At 38.1% G+C, this 12,660-nt stretch carries 14 protein-coding genes; 10 read left to right on the forward strand and 4 right to left on the reverse strand.

Features of this window, described 5'->3' with window-relative positions:
• Nucleotides 1-8 precede the first annotated feature (8 nt).
• Nucleotides 9-593, reverse strand: coding sequence for a DJ-1 family glyoxalase III (locus CRG87_RS03890; protein ID WP_074426309.1), 585 nt, complete (start codon nt 591-593; stop codon nt 9-11).
• 36 nt (nt 594-629) lie between these two features.
• The gene (locus CRG87_RS03895) at nt 630-1,286 is read right to left on the reverse strand and encodes an HAD family hydrolase (protein ID WP_074426308.1); all 657 of its coding nucleotides are present in this window, start codon (nt 1,284-1,286) and stop codon (nt 630-632) included.
• Between the two features lie 73 nt (nt 1,287-1,359).
• On the opposite strand from CRG87_RS03895, the gene CRG87_RS03900 reads away from it, so the two are divergent.
• The 8 genes from CRG87_RS03900 (at nt 1,360) to CRG87_RS03935 (ending at nt 8,631) form a co-directional block, all read left to right on the forward strand.
• Nucleotides 1,360-2,121 carry a sulfite exporter TauE/SafE family protein gene (locus CRG87_RS03900; protein ID WP_046307464.1) on the forward strand — a complete coding sequence of 254 codons (762 nt, stop codon included), beginning with the start codon at nt 1,360-1,362 and terminating at the stop codon, nt 2,119-2,121.
• A gap of 36 nt (nt 2,122-2,157) precedes the next feature.
• Nucleotides 2,158-2,838, forward strand: a complete 681-nt coding sequence (locus tag CRG87_RS03905; protein ID WP_074426307.1) for a histidine phosphatase family protein — start codon at nt 2,158-2,160, stop codon at nt 2,836-2,838.
• Between the two features lie 54 nt (nt 2,839-2,892).
• A complete protein-coding gene (locus tag CRG87_RS03910) occupies nt 2,893-3,789 on the forward strand; it encodes a cation diffusion facilitator family transporter (protein WP_074426306.1) in 897 nt (298 codons plus the stop codon).
• Between the two features lies 1 nt (nt 3,790).
• A complete protein-coding gene (locus CRG87_RS03915) occupies nt 3,791-3,973 on the forward strand; it encodes a DUF308 domain-containing protein (RefSeq protein ID WP_074426305.1) in 183 nt (60 codons plus the stop codon).
• 2 nt (nt 3,974-3,975) lie between these two features.
• Nucleotides 3,976-4,650, forward strand: a complete 675-nt coding sequence (locus tag CRG87_RS03920; protein WP_074426304.1) for a 2,3-bisphosphoglycerate-dependent phosphoglycerate mutase — start codon at nt 3,976-3,978, stop codon at nt 4,648-4,650.
• Nucleotides 4,651-4,755: 105 nt separating this feature from the next.
• Complete coding sequence (locus tag CRG87_RS03925; RefSeq protein ID WP_074426303.1) at nt 4,756-5,691, forward strand: AAA family ATPase; 936 nt, start codon at nt 4,756-4,758, stop codon at nt 5,689-5,691.
• Nucleotides 5,692-5,837: 146 nt separating this feature from the next.
• Nucleotides 5,838-7,004: a galactokinase gene (locus CRG87_RS03930; protein WP_074426302.1), complete on the forward strand. Its 1,167-nt coding sequence runs from the start codon at nt 5,838-5,840 to the stop codon at nt 7,002-7,004.
• A 13-nt stretch (nt 7,005-7,017) separates the two neighbouring features.
• Nucleotides 7,018-8,631: a UDP-glucose--hexose-1-phosphate uridylyltransferase gene (locus tag CRG87_RS03935; protein WP_101138674.1), complete on the forward strand. Its 1,614-nt coding sequence runs from the start codon at nt 7,018-7,020 to the stop codon at nt 8,629-8,631.
• An 86-nt stretch (nt 8,632-8,717) separates the two neighbouring features.
• Here the strand turns inward: CRG87_RS03935 and pepC are convergent, their stop codons facing one another.
• Together pepC and CRG87_RS03945 are read right to left on the reverse strand one after the other, a co-directional pair.
• Nucleotides 8,718-10,064 (reverse strand): aminopeptidase C, encoded by a 1,347-nt coding sequence (gene pepC, locus CRG87_RS03940; protein ID WP_046307458.1) that lies wholly within the window; start codon nt 10,062-10,064, stop codon nt 8,718-8,720.
• Between the two features lie 145 nt (nt 10,065-10,209).
• The gene (locus tag CRG87_RS03945; RefSeq protein ID WP_074426300.1) at nt 10,210-10,518 is read right to left on the reverse strand and encodes a hypothetical protein; all 309 of its coding nucleotides are present in this window, start codon (nt 10,516-10,518) and stop codon (nt 10,210-10,212) included.
• Nucleotides 10,519-10,716: 198 nt separating this feature from the next.
• Between CRG87_RS03945 and CRG87_RS03950 the strand changes: the two genes are divergently transcribed.
• Together CRG87_RS03950 and radA are read left to right on the forward strand one after the other, a co-directional pair.
• Nucleotides 10,717-11,265 carry a dCTP deaminase/dUTPase family protein gene (locus CRG87_RS03950; RefSeq protein ID WP_074426299.1) on the forward strand — a complete coding sequence of 183 codons (549 nt, stop codon included), beginning with the start codon at nt 10,717-10,719 and terminating at the stop codon, nt 11,263-11,265.
• On the forward strand, nt 11,266-12,642 hold the full coding sequence (gene radA, locus CRG87_RS03955; RefSeq protein ID WP_046307452.1) for a DNA repair protein RadA: 1,377 nt from the start codon (nt 11,266-11,268) through the stop codon (nt 12,640-12,642).
• Nucleotides 12,643-12,660: the final 18 nt, after the last annotated feature.

The raw sequence follows: 12,660 nt of genomic DNA on the forward strand, positions 1-12,660 counted from the left end.
GGTGTTTTTTATAAGCTGTCCTTAATATTGTCAGCCAAGAAGTTATATAGCATACCTTCTTTTAGTGGTTTAGTATCAATGCCTAAAGCATCCGCAATTGCGTAGGCAAATGCCCAGGCAGTGGCTGGACCACGACTAGTGATGATTTTGTGTTCATTATCGGTTACTGTGATTGTTTCCTTAAAATGACCACTAGGTGCATCTGTTTTTGTTTGCTCATCAAAGCCAGGATAGCAGGTATAATCTGTATCATTTAAAACGCCATAACGCGCTAATGCGATTGGAGCAGCACACATTGCAGCGTCCCATTTTCCTTCATTATGGCGTTTATTCATTAATTCAGCCAATTTGGAACTATCACGAAGGTTCTCCGCACCGGTTTTTCCACCAGGAAAAGCGACGAGATCATAATCTAGCAAACTGTCATCAACTACTTTGTCACAGGTCAATTTGATTTGATGGTCACCATTGATATCCTTCTTGTTCAGACCAACCATGTCCGTTTGAACACCCAAGCGGCGCAAAACATCAACTGTGCTAAGACCTTCAACTTCTTCACATCCGTCAGCAAAAACTACTGCAACTTTACACATTTTAAAAGACCTCCAATCTATTTCTTTTATTATAAACTAGTTTAATTCAAGATAAAAAAGCAAGTCATTGAGTTTAGTTAAATGCAGAGTAGGTCGAGGACTAATTGGCATTTTAACCTTTTTTGGTGCAATCCATAATGATTGCAAGCCAGCGTTTTCTGCTCCTTGAATTTCTTCAACTAAATCTGTGCCGATAACTAGGCAATTATCTGGATCTAATTCTTGCTCTTTTATAATTTGAAACAGGACATTTTTATTTGGCAAAGGATCAGCAAAATCTTCTTTAAAATAGGAAGCAGAAAAATAGTTAAGTAGTTCGCTATCAGATAGGCGAGCTGAGATTAGTTCACGTTCTTCTTTGGCAAGGAGAATTAGCTTAACTTGGTTTGTTATTTGGTCAAGAAATGGAATAGCATCTTTGACTAGTTGTCGCTGACCTCCTAATTTTGTTTTGAAAATTTTTTCGGCCTCAGCCAAATCGTCGGTACAAAAATTTTGCAGGGTTAGTGCAATGCGCTCGCTGAAACCCATCATTTTAACTTGTCCTTGTAAGCTAGAATATTTTAGGCGTTCAGCTGGTCCAAAATCATGTCCGAGTTCTTTTAAAGTTTGCCTGAGTGCGACTTGTTCAGCCGTTTTTTCATTTAATAAACTACCTTCAGGAACAAAAATTAACGTTTGATATTTAGTCACTTGAAATTACCCTCTTAATTTACTCTTAACTGCATTATAATAGATATTAATGCTAAAAAGGAAGTGAAGTTTTATGCCATCAATTTTAACACTTGTTTTCCTACTAATCGGGGGAATAGCAGGTGGATTACTGTCCTCAGTTGCATCAATGGCATCCTTAGCGTCATATCCGGTACTACTTGCAGTGGGAATTCCACCGGTATATGCTAATGTGACAAATGATGCTGCTTTGATTTGGACTGGAATAGGATCGACTATTTCGTCACTCAAGGAACTAAAAGGACATTGGAAGCAGGTTGCTTTTTACGGCACCTTTACAGTTATCGGGTCACTAGTGGGGTGCCACCTATTACTAGCTTTTCCCTCAGCTGTTTTTGAAAAAGTTGTGCCGTTTTTCATTGCCGGATCAGGAATCATGGTAATTGTATCGGCTAAGCATCATAGCTTGGAACCACACAAAAGACCACTATGGCAAGAACTGCTTTCTATTGCAGCTCTTTTATTTATGGGTGTTTATACGGGCTATTTTGGTGCTGCGGCTGGCGTGATTGTGATAGTTTTGTTAACCTATGTAACAGATGAAAAATTCATTGTAGTCAATGCAATCAAAAACGTAATTTGCGGGTTGGCAAACTTAGTTGCCTTAATAGTTTTTGCTTTCACTTCGCATATCTATTGGATACAGGCAATCCCACTTGCAATTGGCATGTTTATTGGTGGCTACTTTGGTATGGATATTTTGCGTGTTGTTCCTGCTAAATATGTGCGCATTTTTATTGCTGTATTAGCATTTTTACAGGCGGGCTATTTCTTTTATAAAGCATATATGTTATAGTTTACCAACACTATTTGAATGAAGGGAGAATACAAAATGGCAACAGAAGTTTATCTAGTACGTCATGGCGAAACAATGTTTAACCAGTTGGATAAAGTACAGGGATGGTGTGACTCCCCTCTGACAATCAAGGGAATTGATGATCTTAAGTCAACCGCGCAGGCGCTTAGTCAGGTTCACTTTGATAACATGTATTCTTCTGATTTAAAAAGAGCAATTGACACAGTACACTTAATGAAAGATGCCAATCAAGTTTCTGAAATTGGCAAAATCAAAAAACTTCCGGAATTTCGTGAAGTCTTTTTTGGTTCATTTGAAGGCGATGATATCGCTACGACTTGGGAGCAAGTCAGTGAAGCAGCCGGAATTGGACCTGAAGATGATGTTACTAAAATCATCAATCAGGTTGGCATTTATGAATTCCGTGAAGCAACAAAAAAGGCTGATCCACGTCATTTGGCGGAAAATAAACGTGAACTTGATGAGCGGATGGAGCGAGCTGTATCCGTTCTGGGTGAATTGACCAAAAATGAACAACGTGTGCTAATTGTTTCGCATGGTGATTTTATCAAAACGCTGGCCATCAAATACTGGAATCAGAGTGATGGCTTACATGACATTGTTTTTCCTAATAACGGTAGCGTTACACGGGGGATACTCCACGATAACGGTCGCTTTGAAATTGTGGATTATAATGTTAATGCAGAAGATATGTAGAGTCCTACTGTAAAGGTAGGACTTTTTATTAAGTTAAGACAATGAGGTAAATTAATGAAGGATCAAACAACTAAGCGCTATGCCTACGTAACGGCACTGAACGTAATTATTACAGTTGCGGAATTTATTGGTGGATTCGTTTCTGGATCTTTATCACTGCTTTCAGACGCTGTGCATAATTTGAGCGATGTTGGCGCAATAGTTATTTCTTTTGTCGCCCATCTAATCAGTAATCGGCGTAGTAATAAGCAAAAGACTTTTGGCTATGAGCGCGCTGAGACCTTAGCGGCTTTTACAAATGGTGTGGTATTAATTTTAATTAGTATTGTTCTATTCGTAGAAGCAATTGAACGCTTCTGGCAGCCAACACAGATTAGCGGTGGCGTTATGTTAATTGTCTCAATCATTGGCTTAGTTGCTAATATTGTTTCAATGCTTGCAATGCACGAGGATGGCGAAAAGAACCTTAATGTCCGTTCAACCTTTATCCATATGATGAGTGATGCACTTTCGAGTGTAGCTGTCGTTATTGGGGCAATTTTTATTTACTTTTGGAAGATTACTTGGCTTGATCCTTTGATGACACTTCTTGTCTCCGTGTTTGTATTTCATGAAGCATGTAGTTTAACGAAAAAGGCAGCTAACGTTTTGATGGAATCTAATCCAGATATTGATCTTGACGAAGTTAATCGCATCGTTTTATCATTTCCAGAAATAAAGAATATCCATCATGTGCATGTTTGGCGTTACAGTGATCGTTACATTATGCTCGATGCACATGTTAACGTAGATCGAGATCTAACAGCGGGACGGTTTGAAGAATTGACAGATGAAATAAGTCAAAGACTAGCTGTGTTGGGCATCAATCATACCAATTTTCAGGTTGAGTGCGAACGTGGTAAAAATGATCAGATGATTGCATCAGATCAGGACAAGAGGGGGGCTGAATAATATGTCATTAGAAGTTAATCTTTTTACAGCGGTTATTGTTTTAATTGTTGGCTTATATGACATGGCTTATGCCTTTAACAGAAGATATAAATCGAAAAAGGGTGGTTTTGGGCCCTTTATGGTTTTGGGCATCATATTCACTATTTTTGGAATTTATTTACTAATTAGACACTGGATGGGATAAAAATGGTCAAATTAGTGTTGTTGAGGCATGGGGAAAGCACAGCCAACTATGCTAATGTTTATACCGGTTGGAATGATGTTGAACTAACTGAAAAAGGACGCAAACAGGCTGAAAATGCTGGTCAGTTAATTAAGCAAATTCCTAATTTTAATCCAACCCACTTGCATACGTCAGTTTTATTGCGGGCAATTGTTACTGCTAATATCGTCGCAGAAGTTTGCGGTTGGCTCTACTTACCAATTACCAAGACCTGGCGTTTGAACGAACGGCACTACGGGAAATTGCGTGGCATAAATAAGGATCAATCACGCGAGATTTTTGGGGATGAACAAATCAATGAATGGCGGCGTGGTTTTTATGCAGTTCCACCAGAAGGTGGTGAAGTCACTGCCGCTTGTTACGCATCGTGTGATCGGCAACGCTTGCCGAGGGCTGAAAGTCTTTATCAGACTCAAAAACGTTTAATGCCTTATTATTATGATCAAATTGCGAGTAGACTGCGGCTAGGCGAGGACCAATTGGTTGTAGCCCACGGCTCAAGTTTGCGTGCTTTAATTAAAAAACTTGAAGAAATTGACGATTATGACATTGTTAAGCTTGAAGTTCCCAATGCGGAGCCAATTATTTATACTTTGGATGATCAATTAAATATCATTAAGAAAGAAATATTACATTAAATTTTCAGCGCTTTTCAGTTAAGTGTAAGTATTCTCCTTGATATATGTTAAAATCTAATACGATACTAAATAGATTTTTTTACATTCTTAGTTTGGAGAATTGGTATGCGTAAAATATTTTTATTACGAGGCGCACCCGGCTCCGGTAAATCTTCATTTATTGCTCGTCATCACTTACAGCCTTATGCGATTAGCCGTGATCAAATAAGGCTATTATTGGCGAATTTGACTTACTATTATGAAGAAGATTCCGATTGCTTACATCAAGTAATTCCGCGATATGCAAATGAGCAAACGGAAAAAATGGTGGATTACCTCGTAGAAGAGAAGATGAAGCGTGGCGAAACCGTAATTGTCGATAGTACCCACATTGTTCAAGAAAGCATCGAGCACTATAAAAAGTGGGTTGAGTGCTATCGCTATGAGTTGTTTGTCGTTGACTTAATGCATCATAAGAACTTGCGGGGGTTGCTTAATCGCAACGAGGTTCGCAGGCAATATGACTGGGTTAAGCCAGAAGTAGTTAAAGAGATGTATTTGACCTATCAGGATAATTTACATGTCCCTGAGTGGGCACACGTTATTAGTCCGACGCAGATGCCTAAGGCCTTATCACAAAAGGAGAGTAATTTAGATCACTTCTCTCATGTGGTTGCAGTTCCTGATCAGGTCGCTGAGGAAGACTTTCCTCATGTTCACATCTCTAATTTTTATTTTTCATTTAATGATCAATTTACAAAGAAATATGGCACATATCGAAATGTGATTACCATTGGTAAAACAAGAGATGAAATTATTAATGATTTCCGCTTGCCATATTTTGTGTTTAAGTTTCATCACAAGCACTTTTTAATTTCTGCTGTTCCCATTAGAAATGAAATGCTTGATCCGATTAAAAAGAATAAGGGAACCTGGACTTATTCAACTGGCCTCGTTAACTTGGCTGACTTTGTTGAAGAATACCCGGAAAGTGAACCTGAGCATGTGCACCAATTTAATTTGAGTAAATTGCGTCATGATAAGTTATTACATATTTGGTAAATGAATTAAAAATACGATTTTGCGTTACAGCGAAATCGTATTTTTTTGCTAGTAAAGAACCCTGATGGAAAGATTGCCGTCCAACTTAAAAGCAGTATAATTAACTTGTTAGAATTATTGATAGCGCTTTATTTAAAGGAAGAAAAATGAAAGTTGAAGCATTAAAACAAGCATTTTCAAAAGTTTATCATGAGAAGCCAACTGGATGTTATTTTTCACCTGGTCGGATTAATTTAATTGGCGAGCACACTGATTATAATGGTGGTCACGTTTTTCCATGTGCCATTTCTTTGGGCATCTATGGTGCTGCGAGTCCGCGTACGGATCAAAAATTCTGTTTTTATTCGGCTAATTTTGAAAAACAAGGCATAATTGAAGCAGATTTAAAGGAGCTTAGTTTTGTTGCGGAAGATTCCTGGGCAAATTACGCTAAGGGAATGCTCCTCTTTTTACTAAAAAGTGGGGCAAAAATCACGCATGGCTTAAATATCTATATAAATGGCAATATTCCTGATGGAGCAGGCTTATCTTCTTCGGCAGCTTTGGAAATGCTGATTGGAGTGATTGTGCAAGATCAATTTAAATTAACTATAGATCAACTCGAATTAGTAAAAATGGGCGTAAAAACGGAAAATGATTTTATTGGCGTAAATTCAGGAATAATGGATCAGTTTGCGGTTGCAATGAGCAAGCAAAACTATGCGATTTTACTGGATACGGAAAAGATAAAATATGAATATGTGCCGCTTGATTTAAAAGACAATGTAATCGTAATTATGAATACAAATAAGAAACGCACCTTAGCTGATTCCAAATATAATGAGCGTAGGAGTGAGTGCGAGAAGGGTCTAAAAATATTACAAGAAAAACTTGCAATTAACTCATTAGGTGAATTAAATAGTTTAACCTTTGATGAATATAGTTATCTTTTTACTGATGAAAAATTGCTGAAGCGCTGCCGACACGCTGTTTGGGAAAATGAACGCACCTTGAATGCAAAAACAGCTCTTGGAAAAGGCGATTTGAATGAATTTGGCCATCTAATGAATGCTTCTCATGTTTCGCTTGAAAATGATTATGAAGTTACTGGCAAAGAACTTGATACTTTAGTACATACTGCTTGGCAACAGCCAGGTGTTCTAGGTGCCAGGATGACTGGCGCTGGTTTTGGTGGTTGTGCAATAGCTTTGGTCGCTAAGAAGCATGTAGAAGACTTTCAAGAAAAGGTCGCAGCCGCATATGAACAAATGATTGGGTATCAACCGTCATTTTACTTGGCAGCAACCGCTGATGGTACAAAGATTATAGAATGACGGGATTATTGAGATGAATAAAACCAATTTAGTCGATAAGTTTGTTACTCAAGTGATTGCTGAAAGTGATTTCACTGAACTTGATCGTATCTATTTATACAATCGGGTCTTAGCATTGGTTGGCGATGCCGCAATGACGGCAGAATCTGAAAGTACCAACTTATTAGATTTAAAAAATGAATTAGTTGCACTTGCTCAACAAAATGGTAAATGTGCTAGGAATAATTCTGCCCAAGATATTTTGGGAGCAGAACTTATGAGCTTAATTTTGCCTGCACCTAGTATCGTTAATCAACGCTTCTGGCAATCCTATGAAACCTCTCCAACAGCTGCGATTAGTAGTTTTTATCATATGAGTAAAACCAGTGACTATATAAAAACTAGGGCAATTGCAAAAAATATTTATTTCATTGCCAAAAGTAATTATGGCGATTTAGAAATAACGATTAATTTGTCGAAACCTGAAAAAGACCCCAAAGAAATAGCTGCCGCTAAAGATGCAGTCGCAAGTGATTATCCGAAGTGCCAATTATGCATGGAAAACGAGGGCTATCAAGGACGTCTAAATTATCCTGCTCGTAGCAATCATCGCATCATCCGCTTTAGTTTGGGTCAAGAAGAATGGGGCTTTCAATATTCACCTTATGCTTATTTTAATGAGCATTGTATTTTTTTATCTTCCAAGCATGAGAAAATGAAAATAGATGTTCAGACGTTTTCTAATTTACTGACAATTGTTGATAAATTTCCTGGCTATTTTGTTGGAAGTAATGCGGATTTACCAATTGTTGGTGGTTCGATTTTAACCCATGAGCATTATCAAGGTGGGCGCCATCAGTTTCCGATGGAGAAGGCACCACTGATTCATAAGTTTCGCTTTGCAGGTTTTCCTGATGTGGAAGCAGGAATTGTTAAATGGCCGATGTCGGTTATTCGTTTACGTAGTTCGAATAGTATGCTTTTGGTTGAGCTTGCGGGGAAAATTCTAGCTAAATGGCAAAATTATAGTGATGAGCAAGTAAGTATTCGTGCTTTTTCAAANATTGTTAAATGGCCGATGTCGGTTATTCGTTTACGTAGTTCGAATAGTATGCTTTTGGTTGAGCTTGCGGGGAAAATTCTAGCTAAATGGCAAAATTATAGTGATGAGCAAGTAAGTATTCGTGCTTTTTCAAACAATACGCAGCATCATACCATTACACCGATTGCGCGCATGCATGATAATGAATATGAACTTGACCTAGTTTTACGAGATAACCAGACTTCAGAAGAATATCCAGATGGTATTTTTCACCCTCATCCCGATGTTCAGCACATTAAAAGGGAGAATATTGGCTTGATTGAAGTTATGGGCTTGGCAATTCTGCCACCACGATTGGTAGGTGAAATGACAGAAGTTAAAAAGTTTTTGCTTAAGCGGCCAAATCAAATTTCCAAAATCCACTTAGAGTGGGCGTCTGCGATAAAAGAAAAACACAACATAACCGCTGAAAATGTTAATCAGGTTTTGCAAGAGGAATTAGGGTTAGTTTTTGAGCGCGTTCTTGAAGATACAGGAGTGTTTAAGCAAACTGCTGCCGGTAAAGCAGCCTTTATGAGATTTATTGCTGAAGTTGGATTGGCTTAAGAAATTGCCACATCTTTTGAATTAATTGAAAATACAAAAAAACGCTACTTTTTAAAAGTAGCGTTTTTCGTTTTCAAACTTTGTTTTTATTTAAAAGCAAGAGCTCCCATTGGATCCCATGGAAGTAATTCGATTGGGTCCTTAGCGCCTTCGTCAAATTCTTTTTTCACGTCATCTGACAAGAATTTCTTGTTAATAACTGCTTGGTAAACAAATGAATCAAACCAAGCGTCACTCATAATGAAGTAACCCTTAAAGCCAGGCTTATCACCCCATGAGTTTTCAATCTTCCACTTAGTTGGTTTGCCGTTTACTAGATCAACACCAGTGATAACCATAGCGTGGTCCATCATGCTTTCACCTGAATCAAGCTTTTCAGCTTTTGACATTGATAAATCAACGTCAAATAATTCATCGCGTTTGTAAATGTTGGTATCAAGAAGACCAAGTTGTCTTTCAGAATCTTTGCTGACGTTAGAACCAAACCAAACAACTTCTCCTGATTCAAGTTGCTTAATGATTAAGTCTTTCATTTCGTCAATTTCTAAGTTAAGGTGACGAACTTGACGACCGCCAACAACGTTACCAAGGTATTCAACTGAAAATACTTTGTGGTAAGGTTTGTCATCAGTAGGTGAGTTGATAATTGAAACGTGATCTTCTAAGTTCATGCCAACGTACTTGTCAAAGAATGCCTTAGGAGTAAGATCTGCATCACGGTGGTAATTACCGTCATCATCTTTATATTCGAAATCAAATTTCTTTGGTGGAACGCCAAGAGAAACAGCCAAAACGCGGAAAACATCATTTAAGAATTCGTTCTTACGTTGTTGTACTTCATCTTCTGATTTACCACTGTTGACTAATTCACGTAATTCCAAACCGTCCTTACGTAGTAAAGTGTTTAAAGTGTCGTTTAAAGCACTTGAATTAGTTGCATTAGCAGTTTCTGGGTAAACAGATTTTGGTACGATACCATACTTTTCAATTAAGCCGCAAAGCATATCCCATTGACCACCATCTTGTTGTGGTGTTGCGAATAAGAAGCTTACCTTACGGTCACCAAGTGGCTTATCTGCTGAAGCAATTACATTTTCGAAGAACCAGTTTGATTTTTCAAACTTGTCCCAGAAGTTAGTGTAATTTTGCGATAATTCAAAATCCTTAACCTTGTATTCCTTTTGCAATGGGTGACGCATGGTGTTCAATGCTGAGAACATCCAGCAGCGACCTGATTGCTTTTGATCAGCTGGCTTACCAGTATCAATTTCAACTGAAAATGTTGGGGTAAGGTCAATTTGAGATTGTAAATTTTGACTAGCCTTGAAAATGCCGTTTTGTTGAGCAGCATGGCTAGCAATGTTAATACCAGGGTGCTTTGCTAGATCATCAGTATAATTGGCAATAGCATCATTTGTAATTTCTTTTGTCATTAATGTTATCCTCCTTAAGTTAATAACTACCATTTTATCCCATCTAGATTAACTAGTCTATTATAGGCTAAATGATTTTATGAATAAATTGTTAATTAATTGCTGCTGAGTGTTAAATTTTGAAAAACAAAAAGAAGCAATTATACTAATTAGTTGCTTGAGCGGGACGATGATACCAAATTTTATGAAACTCAGGGTGTTGCTGGAAATAGTCAATTACTAGCGGATCAAGAGGCCAAATTGGTAATTTGGTATTCTTGGCAAATTCCATTACTAAGGCCATATTTTTGTCCAGAACTGCTTCTTTGTTTTGGTTTGGGGCAATAAACATGTGGTTAATTACCCAAACTTTTCCGTCATTTCGCTCAATCTTGTCCATTGACCAGTGATAGATTAATTGCTCGTTATCATCGTATTCTTTAAAAAATTGGTGTGGATCATAGAAGGTAAACATTACTTTTTCTCCTGCTAAAAAATGGACTGCTTTTTCCAAATTTAATTATATAACTAGTTTTGCAATGTGAAACTAGAGGAACATATTTCTTTTAGCCAATAATATAAATTAGCGCTACAAATTTTTCCTACTTACAAGTTATAATGTTTATGATACTTTAACTGAAACAAAAAGTCTTTACCAGCCAAAGGAGAAAAAATGAACAGAACACGCGGCTTTGAAATCGTATCTAAATACCAGGATAAAGATATTACGCTACCGAGACGACAGACAACTGCTAGCGCAGGATATGACATTGAAGCGGCTCAAGACATGGTGATTCCGAGCATTTGGCGGTTAAACTTTGTCCGTATTTTCCGCCTGATTAGAAATGGGCATCAGCTCTATGAACCTGATTACGAAATGGCAGATAAAATAATTAAGCCATTTTTAATTCCTACTGGAGTCAAGGTCTATATGCCAGAAGATGAAGTGCTGATTTTGGCTAACCGGTCGTCAAATACTTTTAAAAGAAACTTGAGCTTACCCAACGGGATCGGTGTTATTGATGCAGACTACTATAATAATGATGCTAATGAGGGTGAGATTTTTGTTCAGGTACTTAATTATGGTGTTCGACCAATAAAGATTAAAAAGGGTGAGCGAATTGCTCAAGGAATTTTTATTCATTATTTGAGAACAGATGATGATGAGCCAGTCAGCCGCCAACGCGCTAATGGCTTTGGCTCAACTAACAAGGAGGAGTAAATGGCCAAAATTAAAACGAAATATAAGTGTCATTCCTGTGGCTATATTTCGGCTAGCTACTTAGGAAGGTGTCCTAATTGCGGTGCCTGGAATCAGTTTGAAAAAGAAACCGAAACTGTCCAAGCACATTCTGCAAAAGGTAGTCCAAGTAGACTAATTAAGAAAACTGGAATTAATGAACCAGTTAAAATTGAAGCCGTAAAGGCTGAAAAAGAGGAACGAATCCAAACAAGTATGGGTGAACTTAACCGTGTTCTTGGTGGTGGAATAGTTCCTGGCTCGCTTGTGTTAATTGGTGGAGACCCTGGAATTGGTAAGTCTACTTTAATGTTACAAATCATGAGTGAGCTATCCCAAAAGTTCAAAGTCCTATACGTTTCGGGAGAAGAATCGGCTAATCAAATCAAGTTGCGCGCAGATCGTCTAGGACTTGCTGCGAATGATATGTTGCTTTATCCAGAAACAGACATGGAAGACATTCGCCAGCAGATTGACACAATCAAGCCTGATTTTGTCGTAATTGACTCAATTCAAACAATGAATGAACCTAGTCTTGATTCAATGACGGGTTCCGCATCACAGGTTCGTGAAGTAACCAGCGAGTTAATGAAAATTGCTAAGATGGATGCAATTACGGTTTTCGTGATCGGTCATGTTACTAAGGAAGGTGCAATTGCTGGGCCTAAGATTTTGGAACACATGGTGGATACAGTTCTTTATTTTGAAGGTGATGAACACCATGCATACCGAATCTTGCATTCCGTAAAAAATCGGTTTGGAGCTGCTAACGAAATCGGTATGTTTGAAATGGTCAACAAAGGGTTGCAGGAAGTCACCAATCCATCTGCAATTTTTCTTGATGAGCGATTACCTAACTCAACGGGATCTGCGATTGTCGTCTCGCTTGAGGGAACAAGGCCGATTCTAGCGGAAATCCAAGCATTAGTTACACCGACCGCATTTGGCTACGCCAAAAGAACTACTGCTGGTATTGATTTCAACCGAGCAGGACTTTTGTTAGCCGTTTTGGAAAAGCGTGGCAACTTGATGCTACAAAATCAAGATGTTTATCTAACTGCTACCGGTGGTATTCGCTTGAATGAACCTGCAGTTGATTTGGCGGTAGTGATGGCGATTGCTTCAAGCTATAAAAACCAAGAAATTTTACCAACTGATTGCTTCGTGGGTGAGGTTGGTTTAACTGGTGAAGTTAGACGAGTTAACCAAATTGATGCGCGGATTAAAGAAGCAGCTAAAACAGGTTTTAAGCGAATTTTTATTCCTAAGCATAATATGCGCTCAAGCTTGCAAAATATGGGAATAGAAGTAATTCCTGTTTCAAGCATCCCCCAAGCGTTAAAATTGGTTTTGGCTTAAGGAAAGATTGAACTTTTC

Origin of the sequence: Lactobacillus apis (assembly GCF_002837055.1) — a bacterium.
Classification (GTDB): Bacteria; Bacillota; Bacilli; order Lactobacillales; family Lactobacillaceae; genus Lactobacillus; species Lactobacillus apis.